A 23227-nucleotide genomic window follows, 5' to 3' on the forward strand; every position below is an offset into this window, starting at 1 on the left:
GCTCAGCCCCGCTCCCGCAGGAGCCGCGCCTTGTCGCGCTGCCAATCGCGCTCGGCCACCGCTTCGCGCTTGTCGTGGGCCTTCTTGCCCTTGGCGAGGGCGACCTCCAGCTTGGCGATCCCCTTGTCGTTCCAATAGAGCTTGGTGGGGATGATGGTGCGGCCTTCGCGCTGGACCGCGCCGATCAGCTTGTCGAGCTGCTTACGGTGCAGCAGCAGCTTCCGCGGCCGCCGCGGCTCGTGGTTGAAGCGGCCTGCCTGGGCGTAGGGGGGGATGTCGGCGTTGATCAGCACCACCTCGTCGCCCTCCACCGCCGCGTAGCTCTCGGCGATGTTGGCGCGGCCGTTGCGCAGCGACTTGACCTCCGATCCGGTGAGGACCAGGCCCGCCTCCATGGCGTCTTCGAGGAAGTAGTCGAACCGCGCCCGCCGGTTCTCGGCGATGAGCTTGCCGGACATCAGGTAAGGCCGAGTTCCTTGAGCGCCGCCGTCACCTCCTCGCGGGCGGACGCCGAGCACGGGGTGATCGGCAGGCGCGCGTCCTCCCGGCAGAGGCCGAGGTGCGACAGGGCGAACTTGGTGGGGCTGGGCGAGGCGTCCGCGAACAGCGCCTTGTGCAGGCGGAAGAGCCGATCCTGCCAGTAGAGGGCGCCCTTCCAGTCCTCGCCTAGGGCGGCGTTGTAGAAGGCCGCACAGAGGTCGGGCGCCACATTGGCGGTGACCGAGATGCAGCCGTGGCCGCCATGGGCCATGTAGCCCAGCGCCGTGGGGTCGTCGCCCGACAGCATCGTCCAGCCTTCGCCGCACAGGGCGCGCTGGCGCGTGGCCCGTTCCAGGTCGCCGGTGGCGTCCTTCACGCCCACGATATTGGGCAGCTTGGCGAGCCGGGCGAGCGTGGCGTCGGAGATGTCCACGCTGGTGCGGCCGGGCACGTTGTAGACCAGCACCGGCAGCTGCACGGCCTCGTTGATGGCGGCGTAGTGGGCGTAGAGCCCTTCCTGGCTGGGGCGGTTGTAGTAGGGGGTGACCACCAGGGCCGCATCGGCGCCGATCGTCTTGGCGTGGCGGACCAGCTCGATGGCCTCGGCGGTGGAGTTCGACCCTGCGCCGGCGACCACGGGCACGCGGCCGGCGGCGGTCTTGACGCACAGCTCCACCACGCGGCGGTGCTCGTCGTGCGACAGGGTCGCGGTTTCGCCGGTGGTGCCCACCGGGACCAGGCCGTGCACGCCGCCCGCGATCTGCCGCTCGACCAGGGCGACGAAGGCCTCTTCGTCAACCGCGCCGTCGCGGAAGGGCGTCACCAGGGCCGGCATGACGCCCTTGAACAATGGATCCGACATCTCTGCAAAAAGCCGTGATTTGAAGGCGGATTATTCTCGCCTCAAGATTTGGCCGGACAATATGTCCGCCTGCCCCCGCGCCGCAACCTGATACTCGTGCCCCTTACGCGTGACCGGAGACATAACTTGCCCTCCAAGGCCCGCAAAGCGTTCCTCGCCGCCGCCTCCATCCTGGCCCTCACGACGGTCGCCCAGGCCCAGACGGCCCGCGCCCCGGCCGCCCCCCACCAGGCGACCGAGGGCCCCAAACCCCTTGAGCTGACGCAGACTCCGCAGGTGGCCCGCCATCGCCCGGTGTCGGACGCCGAGGCCGCGGCGCTGCGTACGGCGCTGGCCGCCGCCCGCCGGAACGACATCTCCGGCGCGCGCGCCGCCATGGCCAGTCTGAGCGATCCGGTGGCGCGGAAGGTGGCGACCTGGGCCCTGGCCGACGCGGCCGCCGAATCGATCGGCTTCTTCGAGATCGATCAGGCGCGACGCGACCTGGCCGGCTGGCCGCGGGGTCAGCGGCGGCAATTGGCCGCGGAGAAGCTCTTGGCGACCTCGGGCCAATCGCCGCAGGCGATCCTGGCCTGGTTCGGCGGGGCCGAGCCGCAGACGGCCGAGGGCGCCATGGCGCTCGCCTCCGCCTACGAGGCGACGGGGCGTACGGCCGAAGCCCAGGCCCTGATCCGCAGCTTCTGGCGCGACAAGGTCTTCGAGGCGCCCGCCCAACGGGCCATGCTGGCGCGCTACGGCGCCTGGCTGACGCCGGAGGATCACATCCGCCGGGCCGACATCCTGCTCTATGGCCCGCAAGGCCCCGCGGCGCGGGAGATGATCGCCCTGCTGCCGGCCGATCACCAGCAGCTGGCCCAGGCGCGGATCGCCCTGCGCGCCAACGAAGCCAACGCCAACACCCTGGCGAGCGCGGTCCCGGCGCACCTGCAGTCTCATACCGGCCTCGCCTTCGAGCGTGCCGGCTTCTTCCGCAAGCGCGGGCTCGACACCCTGGCCGTCGAGCAGCTTCGCCTGATGCCGCGCGAGGTCCATCACTCGGACATGGCCTCGCGCGCCTGGAGCATCCGCTATCCGCTGATCCTGGCTTCCATCCGCAGCGGCGATCATCGCAACGCCTATGCGGCCGCCGCCGATTCAGGCCTGACCTCGGGCGGCGACGCGGCCGATGCGGAATTCTACGCCGGCTGGATCGCGCTTTCGAAGCTGAAGGACCCGGCCCGCGCCGACGTCCACTTCGCGAACCTTGAGAAAATCGGTTCCTCGCCGATCACCCGCGGGCGCGCCCTCTACTGGCGCGGCCGGGCGGCCGAGGCGCGCGGCGACCAGGCCGCCGCCCAGCGCTGGTACCAGGCTTCGGCCCAGTTCGGCACCACCTTCTACGGCCAGCTCGCCGCCGAGAAGCTCGGCCAGCCGCTGACGCTGGGGGCGGACCCGCCGATCGCGGCGGCCGACCGCGCCCGGTTCGAAGGCCGCGAGACGGTGCGCGCCGCGCGCCTGCTGCAGGAGATCGGCGAGCGCGACCTGTTCCGCGCCTTCGTCCTGGCCCTGGACGATGTCCTGCCGACGGCGGAGGAGCTGGCCCTGCTGGTCGACCTGGCCCGCGGGTACGGCGACCAGGACACCTCGATGAAGGTCGTGCGCACCGCCGCCCAGCGCGGCTTCATTCTGCCCGACCGCGGCTATCCGGTGCGCAATGCGCCGTTCGTGCCGGGCGCGCCCGAACTGGCCCTCACCATGGGGATCACCCGTCAGGAAAGCGGCTTCGACCCGATGGTGCGCTCGCATGTGGGCGCGCGGGGCATGATGCAGCTGATGCCGGCCACGGCGCAGCTGACGGCCAAACGGATCGGCGTGAACTATTCGGCGAACCTGCTGGACGACCCGGACTACAACATGCAGCTCGGCCAGACCTATCTGGCGCAGATGCTGAGCACCTTCTCCGGCTCCTATCCGATGGCCATCGCCGCCTACAACGCCGGGCCCGGGCGGCCCGCCCAATGGATCGGCTTCTGCGGCGACCCCCGCACCTCGGCCGTGGACCCGATCGACTTCGTCGAGTGCATCCCGTTCTCCGAGACCCGGAACTACGTGATGCGGGTGATGGAGGGCATGCAGGTCTATCGCGCCAAGGCCGCCGGCGGCCAGGCCCCCGTCACCCTGACCGCCGACCTGAAGCGCGGCGGCTACGGAACCGCCTATGCCGGTCCGATCGAGCCCCCGCCCGCGCCGTTGCCGATCGGCGGGGCCAGCAGGCCGGTTCCGAATCCGTAGAGCACGATGCGGTCAGACGTACTCGTCCGACCGCATCGTGCTCTCGATTCTAAAGCTTGAGCGCGTTCTGTTCGCAAGACCGGGTTCCACTTTTGCGGAACGCGCTCTGGGCTCAGTCGGCCACCAGGCCGTGCATCAAGCCGTCGAGGGTGACCGAAAGGAGCTCGTCGGTCGGCGCCCATTCGAAGTTCGGGCGGTTGATCAGGAGCGTGACGACGCCGTGGCAGGAGGCCCAGAGCGCCTGGGCCGCGGAATCGGCCGTGCCGGTGCGCAGGCGGCCCTCGGCGGCGATCTCGCGCACCACGCCGGAAAATATCTCGTAGCAGCGCGCGCCCAGGTCGGCGGCGGTCGTCTCTTCATTGACGATCGCCGAGAGCTGCCGGACGTGGGTGAAGACCAGTTCGTAAGCGTTCGGATGCTCCAGGCCCCAGCGCATGTAGGCGTCCAGCATCCGGCGCACCCGAGTGACCGGATCGAGCGGCATGGCTGCAATCTCGGCGTTGCGCTCCAGGAGTTGAAGGATCGTTCCTTCGCAGATCTCCAGCAGGATGCAGCCCTTGTCGGGAAAGTGCATGTAGAGCGCCGTGGAGGACACGCCCACCTCGTCGGCGATCTTGCGGATGGTGGCGCCCTCATAGCCCTCGGCCACGAAAATCCGCTCCGCGGCGGCCAGGATCTCGGCCCGGCGCAGATGGCCGTCGCCTTTCGGCTTACGGGCCGAGCGTTTCGGAGCTGCAACCGTCGACACGAGATACCTTCCACTTCCCCCTAGAGCGCGATGCGGTCGGATAGACTCATCCGAACGTTGAATCGTGCCCTCAATTCAAAAACTTGCGCGCGTTCTGCTCACAAAGCCAGATCCACCTTTGCGGAACGCCCTCTGGCTTGCAGCGGAAACCAAAACCACCGCGGAGGCAACCCCGTGGGCGGCCGATTGCGACAATTTGGTGGCGCCGGGCGGCCGGCGCGAACCAACCGCGGCCGTCGTCCATTGTTGACGGAGCGGGAGGGCGAGCGCCCACTGGGGCCCGCACGTCCGCCTTCGAAAAGGAGGGATCATGAGACTGCCCGACGACCAACTGGAACGCCTGGCCCTGCACAGCGCCTTCGGCCTTCACCTGATCGCCAAATGGATGTCCGGCCGCTCGGACGTGGACCCGGAAATCCGCGACCGGCTGCGCGTGCACATCGCCGCCATCGACGGGGTGCTCTCCACCAACGGCCACGACTGGATCCGCGACGAGATCGAGGCCACCGAGACCGCGCTGCAGAGCTGATCCCTGCCCCTTCGTCCCTCTCCCGCCATGCGGGAGAGGGTGTCCGAAGGACGGGTGAGGGCGAGGCGCAGCCGAGGCCGCCGCTAGGCGGGCGGCGCGAAGCGGCGCCTAATCCTGATGCGTTGAAGGGGTGGCGCCTGACGGCGCCAGCGGCTCCGCCGCCCTCGCAGGCTTCGCCCGCTCGCCCTCACCTGGCCTGACGGCCTGTCCTCTCCCGCTTGCGGGAGAGGAGGACTCCCGCCCTGGACGGCGAGGCCTTGCAGGGGCTAGTCCAGCGGCATGGACAAGACCCCCGTCGTCGCCGAGAAGCCCGGCGTCATGCGCACGACCGGCTGGACCGACTACGCCCTGATCGACAGCGGCGGCGGCCGCAAGCTCGAGCGCTACGGCCCCTACTCGGTGGTGCGGCCGGAGCCGCAGTGCATGTGGACGCCCAGGCTGGCGGCGGACGAATGGGCGCGGGCGGACGCAGCCTTCGACCCCACCGACGAGGAGGACGCCGGCCGCTGGCGGTTCAGGGGCAAGCCTCAGGAGACCTGGCCGCTTTCCTGGCGCGAGGTGCGCTTCTACGGCCGCTTCACCGCCTTCCGACATCTGGCCTTCTTTCCCGAACAGGCCGCCAACTGGGCGTGGCTGGACGAGCGGGTGCGCAACCTGGAGGGCCAGCCGCGCATCCTGAACCTGTTCGGCTATACCGGCGTGGCGAGCCTGGTCTGCGCCGCGGCCGGCGCGGCCGTGACCCATGTGGACGCCTCCAAGAAGGCGGTGGGCTGGGCGAGGGACAATGCGGCGCTTTCCAAGCTGCAGGAGCGGCCAATCCGCTGGATCGTCGAGGATGCACGGCGATACGTGCAGCGCGAGGTTCGCCGCGGGTCGCGCTATGAGGGGATCGTGCTCGATCCGCCCAAGTACGGCCGCGGTCCGGACGGCGAGGTCTGGCGGCTGTTCGAGGATCTGCCCGAACTTGTCGCCCTATGCGCCGAACTTCTTTCGGAAAACGCTTCGTTCCTGCTGCTCAACGCCTATGCCGAGCGGATTTCCGGCCCGGCGCTCTCCTCGCTCCTGGCCCAGAAGCTGGCCGGACGCGGCGGACGCATCGACTGGGGCGAGCTGGCGCTGGTTGAAGACGCGCCCGACCGGCAGATCGGGATGAGCTTCTACGCCCGGTGGTCGGCGTGAGCGCTCGGGCGGTCACCTCGCTGACGAATCCGACGGTGAAGGCCGTCCGCGCCCTGCACCTGCGCAAGGAACGCGACGCCACCGGCCTGTTCGTCGCCGAAGGCCTGAAGATCGTCACCGAGGCGGTGGAGTTGGGTCATGCTCCGCGCATTCTGATGCACGGCCGCGAAGCCGAGGGCCATCCCCTGCTCCGCCGCGCCCTGGAGGCCACGCGCGCCGCCGGCGGTGAAGCGCTGGAAGTCACCCAGGACATCCTCGCCAAGGTCTCCCGGCGCGACAATCCGCAGGCGGTGGTCGGCGTCTTCGCCCAGGCCTTCACCCCGCTTGCGGAGCTGAAGCCGCAATCCGCACCCTGCTTCGTGGCGCTCCATCGCGTGCGGGACCCCGGCAATCTCGGGACCATCGTGCGGACGGCCGATGCGGCGGGCTGCGGGGCGGTGATCCTGGTGGGCGAATGCTGCGATCCCTATTCGGTGGAGGCCGTGCGGGCGACCATGGGCTCGATCTTCGCCGTTCCCATCGTCAAGGCGAGCGAGGCGGAATTCGCCGGCTGGCGCTCCGGCTGGCCGGGCTCGGTGGTGGGCACCCTGCTGACCGCCTCGGTCGACCATCGGCAGGCCGAATATGTTCAGCCCGCCCTTATCCTGATGGGCAACGAGCAGCAGGGCCTGACGCCGGAGATGGCGGCGCTGTGCGACGTCAACGTCAAGATCCCGATGCGCGGTCGGGCCGACAGCCTGAACCTCTCCGTAGCCACGGGGATCATGATCTACGCCGCGACGGCGTGACCCCGATGAAGACCCTGCTGATCGTCTGGCACTCCCGGACCGGCGGGACCCGGCAGATGGTCCAGGCCGCGGCCGAAGCGGCGCGCGCTCAGGGCGAGGTAGAGGTTCGGGTTCTGGAGGCGCAGACCGCCGGCGCGGCGGACCTGCTGGCGGCGGACGGCTACATCTTCGCCTGCCCGGAGAACCTGGCGGCCATGACCGGCGAGATGAAGGCCTTTTTCGACCGCACCTACTATCCGGTGCTGGAGCGCCTGAACGGCCGGCCCCATGCGGCGATGATCTGCGCCGGCAGCGACGGCTCCAATGCGGCGCGCCAGATCGCCCGCATCGCCACGGGCTGGCGCCTGAAAGCGGTGGCCGAGCCGCTGATCGTCAACACCGCGGCCCAGACGCCGGAGGCGATCCTGGCGGAGAAGCATCTGGACGAGGCCCAGCTCTCCCCCTGCGTCGAGCTCGGCGCGGCCATGGCCGCCGGCCTGGCGCTCGGCGTATTCTGACGACGATCAGGTCCCACGCGGCTTGGCGCGGGCGGTGGGGGCGGCTGCGGCCGGGTCTTCCGGCCAGACATGCTTGGGATAGCGGCCGCGCATGTCGGCGCGTACGTCCTTCCAAGAGCCCCTCCAGAACCCGGCCAGATCCTTGGTGGTCTGGATCGGCCGATGCGCCGGCGACAGGAGCGCGAGCGTGATCGGCGTCCCTCCGACGGTCGGGTGTTCGGAGAGCCCGAAGACTTCCTGCACCCGGACTTCCACCTTAGGCCCCCCATCCGCGCCGTAGTCGATGGCGAAGCTGTTGCCCGTGGGCGCAGTCCAGCGTGGGGGCGCCGCCGCCTCGAGCCGGCGCTGGAGGTCCCAGGGAACCAGGCTGCGCAAGGCGCCATCCAGCACCTCGGGCCGCAGGGCCGCCAGCGACCGGACGCCCGCCAGCAGCGGCGTCAACCACGCATCCAGCCGGGCCAGCAGGGCGGCGTCGGAGAGGTCAGGCCAGGGCTCCCCCTCCCGCTCGCGCAGGAACTGCGCCCGCTGCCGGAAGGAACGGGCGCCCTCGCCCCAGGCCAGCGCCTCCAGCCCCTCGCGCTGGACGCGGGCGGCCAGCGCCGCGGCGATCAGGCCCGGGTCGGGGTTCTCATCGATCTCCTCGCGGATCGCGAGGCGGCCCAACCGGACGATGCGCTTTGCGCGCAGGCGCCCGCCGCCGCTCTCTTCCAGGCGCTCTTCGGTTTCGAACTGATCGGCGAAGGCCGAAGCCAGCTCGGCTGCGTCCAGAGGCGCGGCGAGCAGGATGCGGTCGCGGCGCTCGCCGCCGCCGAGTTCGGCCACCGCCAGCCATTTTTCCCGCGCCAGAGCATCGGTGGGCTCCACGAAGGCGCCGCGGCCGGTGACCAGCTGGAACTCTCCCTGCCCGCCGCGGGCCTCGGCGATGCGCTCTGGATAGGCGAATGCGAGCAGCAGGCCGTCGGCCAGGGGATCGCCCTTCCCGCCCTTGCCAGCCAGTCCCGCCCAGCGGTCGGCGAGCGCGCGGGCGTCACGCGCCCGGGGCGAGCGATCCCGCTCGAACGCCTCGAGCCGATGGCGCAGATCGGCGTCGCGTCCGCCAAGCCCGCGTTCGGTCACCAGGGCGGCGATGCGCGCCGCCCGCGCCGCCTGGCCGGTCTCGGCGGCCTTCAGCACCATGTGGGCGAGCCGGGGCGGCAGCGGAAAGCCGCTCAAGACGTCGCCGTGCGGTGTCAGCACGCCGTCGGCGGTCAGGGCTTCCAGGCGCTCCAGCAGGCCCCTCGCCTCCGCGAAGGCCGCGGCCGGCGGCGGGTCGAGGAAGGCCAGGGCGGCCGGGTCCTTCGCCCCCCAGCGGGCGAGGTCTAGGGCGAGGCCCGCGAGATCGGCCTGCAGGATCTCCGGCTCGGCGAAGGCCGGCAGGGCGCGGGTCTCGGCCTCGTCCCACAGGCGATAGGCGACGCCCGGCTCGGTGCGGCCGGCCCGGCCCCGGCGCTGGTCGGCGGCGGCCCGGCTGACGCGAACGGTGGCGAGCCGCGTCAGGCCGCTGGCGGGGTCGAAGCGCGGAACCCGCGCCAGGCCGCAGTCGATCACCACCCGCACCCCTTGAATCGTCAAGCTGGTCTCGGCGATGGAGGTGGCCAGCACCACCTTGCGTACGCCGGGCGGCGCGGGCTCGATGGCGGCGTCCTGTTCGGCGGGGTCGAGGGCGCCGTAGAGGGGGGCGATCCGCACCTCGGGCCGCCGGATCCGCTCGGCCAGCAGCTCGGCGGTTCGCCGGATTTCGGCCTGGCCGGGCAGGAAGACGAGCAGGCTGCCGCTCTCCTCGGCCAGGGCGCGTTCGACGGCGCGGACCACGCGGTCCTCCAGGCGCAGGCGCTCGTCCCGGCCCAGATAGCGGGTCTCGACCGGATAGGCCCGACCGTGACTCTCGATCACCGGCGCATCGTCCAGCAGGCGCGCAACCGCCGCCCCGTCCAGGGTCGCCGACATGACCAGGAGCCGCAGATCCTCGCGCAGCAGCCCTTGAGCGTCGCGGGCGAGCGCCAGGCCGAGATCTGCGTCGAGGCTGCGCTCGTGGAATTCGTCGAAAAGCACCGCGCCCACGCCCTCGAGGCTGGGATCCTCGAGGATCATGCGCGTGAAGACGCCCTCGGTGACCACCTCGATGCGGGTGCGGGCCGAAACCCGCGACTGCATCCGCACGCGGTAGCCGACGGTCTGGCCGACGCGCTCGCCCAGCGTGGCGGCCATCCGCTGGGCCGCGGCGCGGGCGGCGAGGCGCCGGGGCTCGAGCACCAGCACCTTGCCGCCGGCGAGCCAGGGCGCATCCAGCAGCTCAAGGGGAACCACGGTGGTCTTGCCGGCGCCCGGCGGGGCGACGAGCACCGCGGCGTTGCGCCGGGCGAGCGTCGCCTTCAGGGCCGGCAGGGCCTCGTGGATCGGCAGTTGCAGCGCCTCGCCGGGGAGGCTCGCGCCGCCCGCCATCAGCTGATGAGCTGCGGGAACAGGCCGAACAGCAGGATCAGGGCGACGGCCAGGGGGCAAACCCAGGCGATCAGCGCCCGCCAGAGCGGCAGGAAGCGACCGGGCCTCAGGCCGGTTTCGGGGTCCACCAGCTTCTTGTCCGCGACCCAGCCAATGAAGATTGCGGTGATCAGGCCCGACAGCGGCAGGAGCAGCTTGCCGGTGACGCCGTCGATGGCGTCGAACCAGGTGGCGTTCTCGAAGCCGGGCAGGAACGGAAGCGGCCGCTGGTCGGCCCAGATGTTGAAGGAGAAGAGCGAGACGAGCCCGATCAGGAAGAAGCCGAGGCCAAGCAGGCTGCTGGTCAATACCCGGCCGAGCTTGAACCGCTCCATCACCCAGCCGACCCCGATCTCCAGTAGGGAGACCGACGAGGTCACCGCCGCGAAGAAGGCCAGGACGAAGAAGGCCAGAGCCACCAGCGCGCCGCCGGGCATGGAGTGGAAGGCCGCCGGCAGGGTCTGGAACATCAGGGTCGGGCCGGCGTCCGGCGACAGGCCGACACTGAAGACGATAGGGAAGATCGCCAGGCCCGCCACGATGGCGACGGCGGTGTCGGCGAAGGCGATGGTCCCGGCGCTGGAGGAGAGGTTGGTCTCGCGCGAGGCGTAGGCGCCGTAGGCCACCATCGCCCCGCCGCCGAGGCTGAGCGAGAAGAAGGCCTGTCCGAGGGCCGAATTCAGCACCTGGGGCTGGATGGCGCGCTGGAAGTCCGGCTGGAACAGGAAGGCCGCGGCGGCGGCGAGGTCGCCGACCACGGCGGAATAGGCTGTGATGCCGATCAGCAGCAGGAAGAAGGCCGGCATCAGCCAGACGGCGGCCACCTCGATGCCGCTCTTGACGCCGCGCGCCACGATGAAGGTCGTGATGATCGCGAACACGGCGTGGAAGATCAGCATCTTGCCGGGATCGGCGAACAGATCGGGCATCTGCGCCCTCACCTGCTCGGTCGTCAGGCCGGCATAGGCTCCGGCGAAGGGCTGGCCCGAGGCGACGGCCCCGGCCACGTCGCCCAGGGAGGTGGCGACGTAATAGAGCACCCAGCCGGCGACCACGCTGTAGAAGGTCAGGATCAGGAAGTTGGCGATCAGGCCGATCACCGCCAGCGCCGCCCATCCGGACGAGGCGCCCGACTGCTTGGCCAGGATCGCCGCGCTGCCGATGGTCGAGCGCTGGCCGTGCCGTCCGATCAGCGTCTCGGCCAGCAGGAGCGGCGCCCCGATGAGCGCGACGCACAGCACGTAGATCAGGACGAAGGCCCCGCCGCCATTGGCGCCGGCCTCGCTGGGGAACCGCCACAGATTGCCCAGGCCGACGGCCGAGCCCACCGCCGCCAGCACGAAGGCCGCGCGCGACGACCAGTGGGCCTGGCCCGGCGCGGAGTTCACGTTTCCTGCCATATGAATTCTTCCTGCGCCTCGTTTGCTGTGCGCGATTTTCGCAGCCGGCGCATTCGCCCGCCGCTCGAAGCTATCCTTGGACGGCCGCGCCCCGGCGATCAAGCCGAAGCGCGGCTTCGCCTATTCGTGGTCGGGCCCCGCAGTCTTGTCCCCCTTGGCGAGGGCGAAGACCACGCCCGAAAGCAGGGCCAGGGCCAGCAGGTTGGGCAAGGCCATGGCGGCGTTCGAAAGGTCGCCCAGGCGCCAGACGAAATCGATCTCCTGGAAGGAGCCCACGAAGATCATCACCACCCACAGCACGCGGAACGGAATGGCGAACCGCTGCCCGAACAGGAAGGTGGCCGCCCGTTCGCCGTAATAGCCCCAGGTGATCAGGGTGGTGAAGACGAAGAGGATCAGGGCCACCGAGGCGATCAGCCCGCCGATGGTGACCTGGCCGAACACCTTCAGCGGGAAGGCCGCGGCGTAGGCCGCCTCGGTCATGGCGAAGCCGCGCAGATCCGAGGTCCAGACGTGCTCCTGCATGGTCTGGACGCCGTCAGGGCCGGTGTGGGGGAATGCGCCCTGGACCGTCAGCAGGACGAGGCCGGTGGCCGTGCAGATGATGATGGTGTCGATGAAGGTGCCCATCATGGCGAAGCGGCCCTGGCGGGCCGGGTCGGTGGTGCGGGCGACCGCGTGGGCGATCGGAGTCGAGCCTTGGCCTGCCTCGTTGGAGAAGAGCCCCCGGGCGACGCCGGCTCGGATCGCCATGATCATCGCCGCGCCCAGGAAGCCGCCGGTGGCCGCCTGCCCGTTGAAGGCGCTGTCGAAGATCACAGCGAAGGACGCCGGCAGGTCCTCCAGGTTCAGAGCCAGTGCGACGACCGCCATCAGGATGTAGGCGATGGCCATGGAGGGCACGATCTTCTCAGCCACGGCGCCGATCGACTTGATGCCGCCGATGATCACGGCGAACACCGCCGCAGCGGCGATCAGCCCGGCGACCCAGTCGGGCAGGCCGGTCAGGGCATGCACGGAATCGGCGAAGGAATTCGCCTGGATCATGTTGCCGGTCGCGAACGAGGAGAACAGCAGGCCGATGCAGAAGAACACCGCCAGCCAGCGCCATTTCTTACCGAGGCCGTGCCGGATGTAGTACATCGGCCCGCCCTGATAGGGACCGTCGGGCAGCTTCTCGCGGTAGCGGATGGCGAGCGAGCCTTCGGCGAAGGCCAGAGCCATGCCGAACAGGGCGGTGATCCACATCCAGAACAGGGCGCCTGGGCCGCCCAGGGTGATGGCGGTGGCCACGCCGGCCAGGTTGCCGGTGCCGACCTGGCCCGAAAGCGCGGTGGAGAGCGCCGCGAAGGGCGAGATTTCCCCCGCCTCGGGCGACTTGTCCTTCTTGAACAGGCCCGCGAACGCCGCAGGGAGGTGAGTGACCGGATAGAACCGCAAGCCCACCATCAGCCAGAGCCCGACGCCCAGCAGGATCACCACCATGGGGGGGAAGAGCAGCACCTGCTCCCCGTTCCAGGTTCCGCCCCATACGAAGTCGCTGACGTTGGTGACCCCGTCGTAGAAGCGCTGAAGCCCTGGGCTTGTGGCCATTCGAATCCCCCTCGGAACGCCGAAAAAGCGAACCTATGCCGAGGCGGGGCGGATTGACCAGCCCGTCGCGGGGCACGACATTCCGCGCATACCGCCGATGAACGCAAATTGATCCCTTTTCGAGCGTCGCCCCGAGGATTCCTTGCACCCCCCAATCAAAGCCCTGATCGCGCCCGTCACGCCGCTGGCCCAGAACTGCACCATCGTCTGGTGCGCCAAGACCCGGAAGGCCGCCATCATCGATCCCGGCGGCGAGGTCCCGCGCCTGCTGGAAGCCCTGAAGGCGCATGACCTGACCCTGGAGAAGATCTGGATCACGCACGGGCACCTCGACCATGCCGGCGGGGCGGCCGCTCTGCAGGCGGCGACCGGCGCGCCGATCGAGGGGCCGCATCCCGACGACGCCTTCTGGATCGAGGACATCGGCCAGAGCGGCGCGCGCTGGGGCGTGCCCGACGCCAAGTCCTTCACCCCCGACCGCTGGCTCGCGGACGGCGACGTCGTGACCCTGGGCGAAACCCAGTTCGAGGTGTTCCATTGTCCGGGCCACACGCCGGGGCACGTGGTCTTCTTCCATCGCGAGGCGCGCTTCGCCCAGGTGGGCGACGTGCTGTTCCAGGGCTCCATCGGGCGCACCGATTTTCCCCGCGGCAATCATGGCGACCTGATCGCCTCGATCACCGGCAAGCTCTGGCCGCTGGGCGACGACGTGGCCTTCGTGCCCGGCCACGGCCCGATGTCGACCTTCGGAGCGGAGCGCAAATCCAACCCCTTCGTCGCCGACGCCGTGCTGGCCGAGAGCTGAAAACCTCTTTCAGCCGTGAAATCCGCACGTTACCCAAGGGCGCGAAAATGACCCCGATGGAACCGCGCCTCGAACCTTCCGCGCCCGCCCCGCGCGAGACCGCCCGCATCCTGATGGTCGACGACGATCCGGGAATCCGCGACGTGGTGTCCGACTTCCTGGGCAAGCACGGCTATGCGGTCGAGACCGCCGCCGACGCCCGGGAGATGGAGCAGGTGCTGGAGCGGACCTCCGTCGACCTGATCGTGCTGGACGTCATGCTGCCGGGCGAGGACGGCCTGGCCATCTGCCGCCGCCTGGCGGTCTCCGAAGGTCCGCCGGTGATCATGCTGTCGGCGATGGGCGAGGACACCGACCGCATCGTCGGGCTGGAGCTGGGCGCCGACGACTACCTGGCCAAACCCTGCAATCCGCGTGAGCTGCTGGCCCGCGTGCGCGCGGTGCTGCGTCGCGCCGAGCAGCGCGCCCAGGCCGGCGGCATGGGCGCGGGCTGCGAGTTCGCCGGCTGGCGGCTCGACCTGGTCCGGCGGGAGCTGCGCTCGCCGCAGGGGGTGGTGGTGAACCTCTCCTCCGGCGAGTTCTCCCTGCTGCGGGCCTTCGTGGAGCGGCCCCAGCGCGTGCTGACCCGCGACCAGTTGCTCGACCTGGCGCGCGGCCCGGACTCCGACGCCTTCGACCGCGCCATCGACGTGCAGATCAGCCGGCTCCGCCGCAAGCTCGACGACGGCGGCCAGGAGCTGATCCGCACGATCCGCAACGAGGGCTACATGTTCACCGCCAAGGTGAAGCGCACGTGACGGCGCCCTGGGCGGGGCGGCCGACGGCGTCGCTGTTCGGCCAGCTTCTGGCCCTGATCGGGCTGTCGCTGATCGCCGCCCAGGCGATCAGCCTGATCGTGCTGTTCAGCCTGCCGCCGCCGGCGCCGGACTTCTATCGTCTGAGCGAGATCGTGCAGGCCTTCCGTGGCGCGCCCCCCACCTTCACCGAACGCCGGCCCCTGAAGATCCTGACCCGCGACGCGCCGCCCGCCCAGCCGATGGAAAGCCGGATGGCGCCGGTGATCCGCCATGAACTCGCCCGGGCGCTCGGCGTGCCCGCGCGGGACGTGGTGATCGGGTCGAAGTCCCGCTTCCCGATCTCCGACCGGCGGGTGTTCCGGATCGTGCGCGACCGCATCGCCCGTGAAGGCGAGCGCGAGGAGCACTTCCTGATCGCGCCGTTCGAGGTGGCCGTGCGCCAGGCCGACGGCCGCTGGCTGGCCGTGCGGCCCGATCGGGGCTTCGGGCTCGACCCCTGGCAGCAGCGGATCGCGCTCTATTTCCTGCTGACGCTCGCGGTGATGGCGCCGGTGGCCTACGTCTTCGCGCGCCGGCTCTCCGCACCCATCGTCATCTTCGCCGACGCCGCCCGGGCCATCGGACGCGATCCACGCGCCCCGCCGCTGTCGCTGCGGGGGCCGGCCGAGATCGACGTGGCCGTCCGCGCCTTCAATGAGATGCAGGAGCGCCTGCGCCGCTATGTGGAGGACCGCACGGCGATGGTGGGCGCCATCGCCCACGACCTGCGCACGCCCTTGACCCGCCTGCGATTCCGTATCGAAGGCGCGCCGGACGACCTGAAGGCGAAGATGGCGGCCGACATCGACCAGATGGAGGAGATGATCTCGGCGGCCCTCACCTTCGTGCGCGACGCCACCCGCGCGGCCGAGCGCACGCCGCTGGAGCTCTCGTCCCTGCTGGAGAGCGTCTGCGACGAGATGGCCGAGACCGGCGCCGACACCGAGGTGGAGCGCGGTGAGAAGGTGGTGCTGCACGGCGATCCCGTGGCCTTGCGGCGGATGTTCACCAACCTCCTGGAGAATGCGGTGAAGTTCGGCGGGGCGGCCCGCGCCCGGGTGTTCAAGGCGGGGGCCTTCGCCGTGGTCGAGATCGAGGACGACGGGCCGGGCGTCCCGCCGGAAGACGCCGAGCGGGTGTTCGAGCCGTTCTACCGCCGCGAGCCGTCGCGCAGCCGGCAGACTGGGGGGGCGGGCCTCGGTCTGGCCGTCGTCCGCTCGGTCGCCCGCAGCCACGGCGGCGACGTGACCCTCGAGAACCGGGCCGGCGGCGGCCTGACGGCGCGCGTGCAACTGCCGCTCTGACGGCTCCGGCGAAGGCCGATGCGGCGGCGCCGAAACGCTCCGCCGCGATTAAGCGGAACGAATTGCATTTTCTTCGCAACCTACGCCGCATCTCGCGGGTTTGCTTGACCGTAACACGCCCGAGGCGTCAGCCCGCCTCCCCCGGTCGACGCAAAACGAGGAGCCGCTCATGGATCTCGATCCCAACGCCAAGCCGAAGTCCCGCCGCGGATTCGCCGCCATGAACCCCGAGCGCCGCCGCGAGATCGCCCGCAAGGGCGGGGCGAGCGTGCCGGGCGAGAAGCGCAGCTTCGCCAAGGACCGCGACCTGGCGGCCTCGGCGGGCCGCAAGGGCGGGGAATCTTCCCGCGGCGGCGGCCGCACCCGCGGGGAACGGCCCGAAGGCTGACGCGGTCGAAGCGCGTTCCGGCGTCGTGCTCGGAGCGCGCTCCATCCTCTGCGACGAGATTCTGGAACGGTCAGGCGATTTCGTCTGACCGCGTCTTGATTCAGGCCCGCAGCAGGACCACCGCGAAGCGGGGCTCGGGGCTTTCCCAGCTTCGCTCCAGCCTCCAGCCCGCCGCCTCCGCCAGCTTCGCGAAGCCCTCGACCGTGAACTTGTAGGAGTTCTCGGTGTGGATGGTTTCGCCTGCGCGGAAGGCGAAGGTCCGGCCGGCGGCGGTCGCCGTCTGGTCGATCTTGCTGCGCAGGTGCATCTCCATCCGGCTTTCGGCCGGGTTCCAGACCGCCAGGTGTTCGAAGGCCGAGAGGTCGAAGTCGCCGTCCAGCTCGCGGTTGATGCGGGTCAGGAGATTCAGGTTGAACGCCGCCGTCACGCCTGCGGCGTCGTCATAGGCCGCCACCAGGGTCGCCTCGTCCTTGGCGAGGTCGATGCCGACGAGGAAGCCCGCCCCCGCCCCTAAGAGCCGCCGGGCGGCGGCCAGGAAGGCGATCACCTCGTCCGGCTGGAAGTTGCCCACCGTCGAGCCGGGGAAAAACCCCAGCCGCGGGCGTTCGGCCGCCGCCGCCGGCAGCCGCAGGGCGCGGGTGAAGTCGTCCACCAGCGGGGCGACGGCCAGGTGCGGATAGCTGGCGCGGATCGAGGCCGCCGCGGCTTCCAGGGCCGAGGCCGAGATGTCGATGGGCACGTAGGCCGCGATCTGCGGCGCGGCGTCGAGCAACAGGCGGGTCTTGGTGCTGGCCCCGCTGCCGAACTCCACCAGCACCGCCCCGTCCGGCGCGGCATGGGCCATTTCGCCGGCCTTGTCCCGCAAAAGGGCGATCTCCGTGCGGGTTGGATAGTATTCCGGCAGCTCGGTGATGGCCTCGAACAGGCGCGAGCCCTCGGCGTCGTAGAAGTACTTCGCCGGCAGGGCTTTCCGCCGCTGCGACAGCCCCGCTTTCACGTCTGCGGCGAATCCGTCCTCCCGCGGCCGGCGGCGAGAATGGGGCTCGGCGTCCCACGCCAGACGCAGGCCGGAGAACATCCACCGCTGATGCGGATGGAAGAAGTTGCGATAGGTCGGGCGCACATGGCCCGCCGGCGTGACGCAACAGCCCCCGCGCAGCACCATCTGGCCGCTCATGAACTTGCCGTTGTATTCGCCCACCGCGCCGGCGGCGGGACGGAAGCCCGGATGAGGCCCGTAGGCGCTGCGCGTCCATTCCCAGCAGTCGCCATAGGCCTGCCGCAGGCCCTGCCCCGGCGCGGCCGCCGACGGGCCGAACTGGCGATCCTCCAGGAAGTTGCCGCGCACCGGCAGGCCCTGGACAGCGTGCTCCCACTCAGCTTCGGTGGGCAGGCGCGCGCCGGCCCAGGCGGCGTAGGCCTCGGCCTCGTAGAACGAGATATGGGTGACCGGCGCGTGCGGCGCGATCGCCCGCAGCCCCTGCAGGGTCATGGCCAGCCAGCCCCGCTCGCCCTCTTCCCAGTAGAGCGGCGCCCGCCAGCCTTCGGCCTGGACCAGCGCCCAGCCGTCGGACAGCCAGAGTTCGGGCCGCGCGTAGCCGCCGTCCTCCATGAAGGCCAGCCACTCGGCGTTGGTGACCAGGCGGTCGGCCAGACGATAAGGCGCAAGATAGGCCGTGTGCCGCGGCCCCTCGTTGTCGAAGGCGAAGCCCGCGCCCGCGTGGCCGATCTCCACCAGGCCGCCCTCGAACTCCACCGCGCCCATCGGGCCCGGATCGGCGCCCACCGGAAGGGCGGGCGCGCGAGCGTAGGCGGGCTTCAGCGGCGACTGGGCGTAGAGGTGCAGGAGGTCCATCAGGATCAGCTCCTGATGCTGCTCCTCGTGCGCGAGGCCGAGGTCCAGCAGGCCGGCGACGGAGTCCGGCCGCTCGGCCAGCAGCCGCGCCATGCCGGCGTCCACATGGGCGCGATAGGCCAGAACGTCGCTGAGCGGCGGCCGGCTGAGCAGGCCGCGCTGGGGGCGGGGCTGCCGCGGGCCCAGCGCCTCGTAATAGGAGTTGAACAGATAGGCGTAGGCCGGATGGAAGCGCCGGTAGCCCTCCAGCTGCGGCTCCAGCAGGAAGGTCTCGAAGAACCAGGTGGTGTGCGCCAGGTGCCACTTGGCCGGGCTGGCGTCGGGCATGGACTGGATCGTCAGGTCCTCGATCGGCAGGTGACGCACCAGCGCCGCGGTCGCCTCGCGCACGCGCGCGTAGCGAGCGGCCGGATCCTGTGCGCGTGCGGCTCGCAACGGGGCCGGGGCCGCCTCTCCCAAAGGCTTCATGTGCTGCTCCAATCGCGCTGGTTTCGACTTGACGGCGACGCTCGCCGGACGCCTGCGGCCGAACGTCGCGGACGCAGCCCAGGTTCCGAATTTGGGTGTTCCCGTCCCGTTCGCAACCCCCGGAACGGTTGGACTCCGCGTGCGTTCAAATGCGGTCGGAGCGCACGGCCGGCCAGGGTCATTCGGGCGACGGGGCGGATCGAGGTCCAGCATGAGCAGTGACGGCGAATGGCGCGATAGTGTGGTGGCCATGATCCCGGCCCTTCGCGCCTTCGCTTGGTCCTTGAGCCACAACGGATCGGACGCCGACGACCTGGTCCAGGACACGCTGATCAAGGCCTGGACCAACCGCGACAAGTTCGAGCCCGGCACCAACCTGCGGGCCTGGCTGTTCACGATCCTGCGCAACACCTACTACACCCAGGTGATCCGCCGGCGCCGCGAGGTGCGCGACGAGACCGGCGAATACGCCAACAACCTGCGCGCCCCGGCCACCCAGGACTGGAGCGTGGCCATGAACGCCCTGGCCGCGGCCCTGAAGCAGCTGCCTGACGAGCACCGGGAGGCGCTGATCCTGGTGGGGGCGGCGGGGCTTTCCTACGAGGAAGCCGCCGAGATCTGCGGCTGCGCGCTGGGCACGATCAAGAGCCGGGTCAACCGGGCCAGGGCGCGGCTCCTGAAGATCATGGACGCCGAGGACGCCACGGACGTGATGGCCCTGGAAGACCTCGCCGCGGCGAACCAGGCGTAGGCGCCTCGCGCGCGCTCGCTACTATGGCCTTCGAGTCAGTTCGCAGGGCCTTCCATGTTCCGACGCCTCACCCTCGCCGCGGCGCTGGCCGCCGCGATCGCGCTCCCGGTGTCCGCCGCGCCCAAGGACGAGGTGGCGCAGATTGTCGAGAGTGCGGCGTTCAAGACGGCGGTCCAGACGCTGGCGGCCGAGCACGACCGAACGGTGGCCGACATCGTGGCGATCACCCAGATTCCCGCGCCCCCCTTCAAGGAAGCGGCGCGGGCCGAGGCCTACCGCGCCATGCTGGAAGCGCACGGGCTTCAGGACGTGGAGATCGACGCCGAAGGCAATGTCATGGGCCTGCGCAAGGGAACGGGCGACGGGCCGCTGGTGGTGATCTCGGCCCATCTCGACACGGTCTTTCCGGAGGGAACGGACCTCACCGTGCGGCGCGAGGGCACGCGGCTCTACGCCCCAGGGATCGCCGACGACAGCCGCAGCCTGGCGGTGCTGCTCGCCTATCTCCGCGCCCTGGACGCGGCCGGGATCCGCACCAGGAGCGACGTCCTGGTTCTCGGCACGGTCGGCGAGGAAGGCGCGGGCGACCTGCGCGGGGTGCGCCACTTCTTCGAGAAGGGCAAGTACAAGGATCGGATCGGCGCCTTCTTCTCCATGGACGGGATCGATCCGGCCAACCTGGTGCATGTCGGCGTCGGGTCGAAACGCTATCGCGCCGTGTTCAAAGGACCCGGCGGCCACAGCTACGGCGCCTTCGGCATCGTCAATCCGATGGCGGCCCTCGCAGGGGCCATCGTCGAGTTCTACGAGATCCGTCCGCCGACGCGGCCGAAGGTCACCTATTCCGCCTCGGTGATCGGGGGCGGGACCTCGGTGAACGCCATTCCAGACGCGGCCTACGCCGAGTTCGACATGCGGTCGGCCGACGCAGGCGAACTCGCCAAACTGGAAACGCGGTTCAAGGCCATCCTCGAAGCCGCGGCCCAGGCCGAGAACGCCGCCCGCTCCACCCGCTTCGGCGCGGTGGAGGTGGAACTCATCCCCATCGGCGACCGGCCGGCCGGATCGACGCCCCGGACCTCGCCGCTGGTCGCCCGGACCGCGGCGGCGATCGAAGCCTTGGGCTATCGGCCGGTGTTCAGCGCCTCCTCCACCGACGCCAACGCCCCCATGGCGCTGGGCGTCCCGGCGGTGACCATCGGCTCCGGCGGATCGGGCGGCCGAGCCCATTCGCTGCAGGAGTGGATCGACGTGGAGCCTGTGGAGAGCGTGCGCGGGATGAGCGTGGGTCTGGCGGCCCTGCTGGCCGCGGCGGGCGTGGAATAGGCGGATTCAGCCCCGCTCGCGCTTTGCTTTCAAGGGCTTCGGCGTCTCGGCGCCGTCGAGTTGATCCAGGACGGAAAGGATCGCGTCCGGAACGGGCCGGGCTTCCAGCGCCTGGAACATGACCTTGAGCTCGGCGTCCGGCGCCTTCGGCTTGCGCGACTTCCGCGGCATTCCCCAGATCCCCTTGTGCCCAACAGAATGAATAAAGGAAAAGCCTTAACGAGCCCATCGGGCTCGCCCGGCGGGTGAAGCGCGGAACAGGACCCCGCCCGCGGCCGTTCCGGCTTCGAACCTTGAGCGGAGGGTGAAGCCATGCCGGACAGATACGGTAAAGGCCCCCGAGGACGTCCCGGGAGCGAACCGCGCAGCTTCGAGGAACGCGGCCGGTTCTCCTCCGACCAGGCGCGCTACTACGGCGCGGACGAGCGCGACTACCGCCCGCCCGCGCGCACGGCCGGACCGAGAGCACGCGGAATCTTCGGCTCCGACGAAGCGCACGACTATCACGCCTATCCCGGCGATCTGCATCGCGAGCAGGAGTATGGGCTGAGCGCTGGAGGACGAGAGCGCGGGCCACGGCACGCCTTCCGCGGCGACCCGAGGCGGGAGGTTCCGTATGGCGACGAACCCCTGCCCCACGGCGCGGACGTGAACGCCTTCGGCTTGCCGGCCGACTACGCCTATCACCCCGACCTGCAGCGCGACCTCGACCGCGACTACTTGGCCTGGCGCGAGGAACGGCTGCGGGGGCACGATCGCGATTACGCCCAGTGGCGGGACGAGCAGCGCCGACGTTACGACGACGAATACCGCAGCTTCCGCCAGGAGCGCCGCGCCGAGTTCGGCAAGAGCTTCACCGACTGGCGGTCCCAGCGCGACGCCGTCTCGCAGGACCTGTCGAGGGGGGCCGAAACCCCCGACGACAAGATCTGAGCCGTCAGTTCCCCTCCGGATAGATCACCGGCAGCACCAGGGCCGAAGGCCGAGCGGCCTCGTGATGGACGGCGTTGGTCGCCACGCGGGGCTTCGCCTTTCGGGCGCCTTCCGGTTCGCCGGTGTTGGGGTTCACGTCGAACCGGGGGCTGTTGGAGGAGGTGATGTGCAGGGCGATGCGGTGACCCTTTTCGAAGGTGATCGCCGTGCCCCACAGGTCGAGGACCAGTTCCTCCGGCGCGCCGGGCGTCATCGGCTTGACGTCGTCGGGCATGCGGCCGCCCCGGAACCGTGCGCGGATCGGGGCGTCGAGGACGAGCGCCTCGTAGCCGTCGGGATAGACGTCCACCAGCTTGGCGACGAAGTCGGTGTCCGGTCCGTCGGTGGCGGCGTGCAGCTCCACCTTCACGGGGCCGGCGATCACGACGTCCTGCTCCAGCACCGGCGTCTGGAACCGCAGATAGTCCTGGCGGGGCGGGATCGCCCGCTGGTCCATCGGCCCGCGCTCGAAGGTGAGGTTGGCGCCGCCCACGGTGGGGACCGGGCGGGCCGGATCGAAGCGGTAGCTGGTCTTGCCCCCGTTTGCGGCCGGCGGCCGGGTCGAGAGCCCCTTGTCCGGGGTCAGGTAGTAGCGGACCTCGCGATAGGCCGGCGGCCAGTTGGCGAAGGCCATCATCCGGTTCTTCGGCGAATAGGCGCCCTTGCGGGCCGAGGCCATCATGAAGGCCTGGACCGGGGGTTCGTCCATGATCCCGTTGTCGATCCCCTTCAGCCAATAGTCGAACCAGCGGATCTCCTCGTCGCCGCTCAGCGCCAGGCGGTCGTAGCCGGGATAGGCCAGGTCGCCGGATAGTTCGCCGTGGCCGAAGGGGCCCATCAGCAGCTTCTGGTTCCCCCGCGCGCCCTTGGCGCCGTGGTTCTGCAGCCAGGTGAAGTTGTCGGTGTTGCCGTTGTTGAAGATGTCGTACCAGCCGCCGACATTGTAGATCGGGATCCGGATGTACTTGCGGTTGGCGCTCATCGCCCCGCGGTTCCAGACCACGTCGTCGACCACCCGCGCGCGGACGGAGTTGCGGATCTCCTCCGAAACCCCCTGCCCCTCCAGCCAGCCGAGGGTGTCCTTCTCCTTCAGGACGCCGCCCATATAGGTGTTGTGCAGGCGGTCGTAGGGGGCGACCACCACATAGGCGGCCTTCAGGGCCGGATGGGCGGCCATGGCCGCGGCGTTGCCCGTTATGCCGAGCGCCGAGCCGCCGGTGATCCCGATCCTGCCGTTGCTCCAGGGTTGGGCGGTCAGCCACTCGAGGGTGTCGTAGCCGTCCTCGATGTCGTTCTCGAAGGCGGCGTAGAAGCCCTCCGAGCGTCCCTTCCCGCGCACGTCCTGCAGGACGTAGACATAGCCCGCGTCGGTATAGCGCTTGGCCTGGGCGCGCAGCCGATCGGCGGCTTCCGGACGATCGGGCGGTCCGTCCTTCAGATAGGGCGTGCGCGAGACGATCACCGGCCAGGGGCCGGGGCCTTCCGGCTTGAAGATGTTGGCCGCCAGCTTCGTCCCGTCCCGCATGGCGGCGAATTCTTCGGCATGTGCGGGCGGCGCGGGGGCCTGGGCCTGAACCTGCAGCGGCGCGACCGCGAGGCACAACGCCGCGGCCAGCATGGCGAGCTTCTTCATCAATCCCCCCTGCGCGGCCTGG

At 70.4% G+C, this 23227-nt stretch carries 21 protein-coding genes; 12 read left to right on the forward strand and 9 right to left on the reverse strand.

Features of this window, described 5'->3' with window-relative positions:
• Positions 1-2: 2 nt before the first annotated feature.
• Positions 3-458, reverse strand: a complete 456-nt coding sequence (smpB, locus tag ACK41C_RS16580; RefSeq protein ID WP_409656465.1) for an SsrA-binding protein SmpB — start codon at positions 456-458, stop codon at positions 3-5.
• The gene (gene dapA, locus ACK41C_RS16585) at positions 458-1342 is read right to left on the reverse strand and encodes a 4-hydroxy-tetrahydrodipicolinate synthase (protein ID WP_409656467.1); all 885 of its coding nucleotides are present in this window, start codon (positions 1340-1342) and stop codon (positions 458-460) included. The genes smpB and dapA overlap by 1 nt, the downstream gene beginning before the upstream one ends.
• 126 nt (positions 1343-1468) lie before the next feature.
• Here dapA and ACK41C_RS16590 point away from each other — a divergent pair, with 126 nt between their 5' ends.
• Positions 1469-3613 (forward strand): transglycosylase SLT domain-containing protein, encoded by a 2145-nt coding sequence (locus ACK41C_RS16590; protein ID WP_409656469.1) that lies wholly within the window; start codon positions 1469-1471, stop codon positions 3611-3613.
• 112 nt (positions 3614-3725) lie between these two features.
• Here the strand turns inward: ACK41C_RS16590 and ACK41C_RS16595 are convergent, their stop codons facing one another.
• Positions 3726-4361 (reverse strand): TetR/AcrR family transcriptional regulator, encoded by a 636-nt coding sequence (locus tag ACK41C_RS16595; RefSeq protein ID WP_409656470.1) that lies wholly within the window; start codon positions 4359-4361, stop codon positions 3726-3728.
• A gap of 310 nt (positions 4362-4671) precedes the next feature.
• Here ACK41C_RS16595 and ACK41C_RS16600 point away from each other — a divergent pair, with 310 nt between their 5' ends.
• The 4 genes from ACK41C_RS16600 to ACK41C_RS16615 all read left to right on the forward strand — a co-directional run bounded on the left by ACK41C_RS16600 (position 4672) and on the right by ACK41C_RS16615 (position 7354).
• Positions 4672-4890, forward strand: coding sequence for a hypothetical protein (locus ACK41C_RS16600; protein WP_409656472.1), 219 nt, complete (start codon positions 4672-4674; stop codon positions 4888-4890).
• Positions 4891-5169: 279 nt separating this feature from the next.
• A complete protein-coding gene (locus ACK41C_RS16605; RefSeq protein WP_409656474.1) occupies positions 5170-6069 on the forward strand; it encodes a class I SAM-dependent methyltransferase in 900 nt (299 codons plus the stop codon).
• On the forward strand, positions 6066-6857 hold the full coding sequence (locus ACK41C_RS16610; protein ID WP_409656476.1) for a TrmH family RNA methyltransferase: 792 nt from the start codon (positions 6066-6068) through the stop codon (positions 6855-6857). Before ACK41C_RS16605 ends, ACK41C_RS16610 begins: the two co-directional genes overlap by 4 nt.
• Before the next feature lie 5 nt (positions 6858-6862).
• Positions 6863-7354, forward strand: a complete 492-nt coding sequence (locus tag ACK41C_RS16615; protein WP_409656478.1) for a flavodoxin family protein — start codon at positions 6863-6865, stop codon at positions 7352-7354.
• 6 nt (positions 7355-7360) lie between these two features.
• On the opposite strand, the gene hrpB is transcribed toward ACK41C_RS16615, so the two are convergent.
• From hrpB to ACK41C_RS16630, 3 genes are all read right to left on the reverse strand, one after another.
• Positions 7361-9835 (reverse strand): ATP-dependent helicase HrpB, encoded by a 2475-nt coding sequence (gene hrpB / locus ACK41C_RS16620; RefSeq protein ID WP_409656480.1) that lies wholly within the window; start codon positions 9833-9835, stop codon positions 7361-7363.
• Entirely contained in the window at positions 9835-11274 is a 1440-nt protein-coding gene (locus ACK41C_RS16625; RefSeq protein WP_409656482.1) for a sodium-dependent transporter, read from the reverse strand. The genes hrpB and ACK41C_RS16625 overlap by 1 nt, the downstream gene beginning before the upstream one ends.
• 120 nt (positions 11275-11394) lie before the next feature.
• Positions 11395-12867: an alanine/glycine:cation symporter family protein gene (locus ACK41C_RS16630; RefSeq protein WP_409656484.1), complete on the reverse strand. Its 1473-nt coding sequence runs from the start codon at positions 12865-12867 to the stop codon at positions 11395-11397.
• Between the two features lie 142 nt (positions 12868-13009).
• Between ACK41C_RS16630 and ACK41C_RS16635 the strand changes: the two genes are divergently transcribed.
• From ACK41C_RS16635 to ACK41C_RS16650, 4 genes are all read left to right on the forward strand, one after another.
• Positions 13010-13672, forward strand: a complete 663-nt coding sequence (locus ACK41C_RS16635; RefSeq protein WP_409656486.1) for an MBL fold metallo-hydrolase — start codon at positions 13010-13012, stop codon at positions 13670-13672.
• A gap of 47 nt (positions 13673-13719) precedes the next feature.
• Positions 13720-14469, forward strand: a complete 750-nt coding sequence (locus ACK41C_RS16640; RefSeq protein WP_409656488.1) for a response regulator — start codon at positions 13720-13722, stop codon at positions 14467-14469.
• On the forward strand, positions 14466-15812 hold the full coding sequence (locus ACK41C_RS16645) for a sensor histidine kinase (RefSeq protein WP_409656490.1): 1347 nt from the start codon (positions 14466-14468) through the stop codon (positions 15810-15812). The genes ACK41C_RS16640 and ACK41C_RS16645 overlap by 4 nt, the downstream gene beginning before the upstream one ends.
• A gap of 169 nt (positions 15813-15981) precedes the next feature.
• Entirely contained in the window at positions 15982-16200 is a 219-nt protein-coding gene (locus tag ACK41C_RS16650) for a general stress protein (RefSeq protein ID WP_409656491.1), read from the forward strand.
• Positions 16201-16300: 100 nt separating this feature from the next.
• On the opposite strand, the gene egtB is transcribed toward ACK41C_RS16650, so the two are convergent.
• Entirely contained in the window at positions 16301-18523 is a 2223-nt protein-coding gene (gene egtB / locus ACK41C_RS16655; protein ID WP_409656493.1) for an ergothioneine biosynthesis protein EgtB, read from the reverse strand.
• A gap of 211 nt (positions 18524-18734) precedes the next feature.
• Between egtB and ACK41C_RS16660 the strand changes: the two genes are divergently transcribed.
• Positions 18735-19274 carry a sigma-70 family RNA polymerase sigma factor gene (locus tag ACK41C_RS16660; protein ID WP_409656495.1) on the forward strand — a complete coding sequence of 180 codons (540 nt, stop codon included), beginning with the start codon at positions 18735-18737 and terminating at the stop codon, positions 19272-19274.
• 54 nt (positions 19275-19328) lie between these two features.
• Positions 19329-20600: a M20/M25/M40 family metallo-hydrolase gene (locus ACK41C_RS16665; protein WP_409656497.1), complete on the forward strand. Its 1272-nt coding sequence runs from the start codon at positions 19329-19331 to the stop codon at positions 20598-20600.
• A gap of 6 nt (positions 20601-20606) precedes the next feature.
• Here the strand turns inward: ACK41C_RS16665 and ACK41C_RS16670 are convergent, their stop codons facing one another.
• On the reverse strand, positions 20607-20771 hold the full coding sequence (locus tag ACK41C_RS16670; RefSeq protein WP_409656499.1) for a hypothetical protein: 165 nt from the start codon (positions 20769-20771) through the stop codon (positions 20607-20609).
• 141 nt (positions 20772-20912) lie between these two features.
• Here ACK41C_RS16670 and ACK41C_RS16675 point away from each other — a divergent pair, with 141 nt between their 5' ends.
• Positions 20913-21533, forward strand: coding sequence for a hypothetical protein (locus ACK41C_RS16675; RefSeq protein ID WP_409656501.1), 621 nt, complete (start codon positions 20913-20915; stop codon positions 21531-21533).
• A 4-nt stretch (positions 21534-21537) separates the two neighbouring features.
• Here ACK41C_RS16675 and ACK41C_RS16680 read toward each other — a convergent pair whose 3' ends face one another.
• Positions 21538-23205 carry a CocE/NonD family hydrolase gene (locus ACK41C_RS16680; RefSeq protein ID WP_409656503.1) on the reverse strand — a complete coding sequence of 556 codons (1668 nt, stop codon included), beginning with the start codon at positions 23203-23205 and terminating at the stop codon, positions 21538-21540.
• Positions 23206-23227: the final 22 nt, after the last annotated feature.

Origin of the sequence: Phenylobacterium sp. (genome assembly GCF_046290725.1) — a bacterium.
Lineage (GTDB): Bacteria > Pseudomonadota > Alphaproteobacteria > Caulobacterales > Caulobacteraceae > Phenylobacterium.

Bases quoted from the DNA above. Each gene is read 5' to 3' on its own strand.
- smpB (WP_409656465.1), bottom strand. From the start codon at position 458: ATGTCCGGCAAGCTCATCGCCGAGAACCGGCGGGCGCGGTTCGACTAC.
- dapA (WP_409656467.1), bottom strand. From the start codon at position 1,342: ATGTCGGATCCATTGTTCAAGGGCGTCATGCCGGCCCTGGTGACGCCC.
- ACK41C_RS16600 (WP_409656472.1), top strand. From the start codon at position 4,672: ATGAGACTGCCCGACGACCAACTGGAACGCCTGGCCCTGCACAGCGCC.
- ACK41C_RS16605 (WP_409656474.1), top strand. From the start codon at position 5,170: ATGGACAAGACCCCCGTCGTCGCCGAGAAGCCCGGCGTCATGCGCACG.
- ACK41C_RS16615 (WP_409656478.1), top strand. From the start codon at position 6,863: ATGAAGACCCTGCTGATCGTCTGGCACTCCCGGACCGGCGGGACCCGG.
- hrpB (WP_409656480.1), bottom strand. From the start codon at position 9,835: ATGGCGGGCGGCGCGAGCCTCCCCGGCGAGGCGCTGCAACTGCCGATC.
- ACK41C_RS16625 (WP_409656482.1), bottom strand. From the start codon at position 11,274: ATGGCAGGAAACGTGAACTCCGCGCCGGGCCAGGCCCACTGGTCGTCG.
- ACK41C_RS16630 (WP_409656484.1), bottom strand. From the start codon at position 12,867: ATGGCCACAAGCCCAGGGCTTCAGCGCTTCTACGACGGGGTCACCAAC.
- ACK41C_RS16640 (WP_409656488.1), top strand. From the start codon at position 13,720: ATGACCCCGATGGAACCGCGCCTCGAACCTTCCGCGCCCGCCCCGCGC.
- ACK41C_RS16650 (WP_409656491.1), top strand. From the start codon at position 15,982: ATGGATCTCGATCCCAACGCCAAGCCGAAGTCCCGCCGCGGATTCGCC.
- egtB (WP_409656493.1), bottom strand. From the start codon at position 18,523: ATGAAGCCTTTGGGAGAGGCGGCCCCGGCCCCGTTGCGAGCCGCACGC.
- ACK41C_RS16660 (WP_409656495.1), top strand. From the start codon at position 18,735: ATGAGCAGTGACGGCGAATGGCGCGATAGTGTGGTGGCCATGATCCCG.
- ACK41C_RS16665 (WP_409656497.1), top strand. From the start codon at position 19,329: ATGTTCCGACGCCTCACCCTCGCCGCGGCGCTGGCCGCCGCGATCGCG.
- ACK41C_RS16670 (WP_409656499.1), bottom strand. From the start codon at position 20,771: ATGCCGCGGAAGTCGCGCAAGCCGAAGGCGCCGGACGCCGAGCTCAAG.
- ACK41C_RS16675 (WP_409656501.1), top strand. From the start codon at position 20,913: ATGCCGGACAGATACGGTAAAGGCCCCCGAGGACGTCCCGGGAGCGAA.
- ACK41C_RS16680 (WP_409656503.1), bottom strand. From the start codon at position 23,205: ATGAAGAAGCTCGCCATGCTGGCCGCGGCGTTGTGCCTCGCGGTCGCG.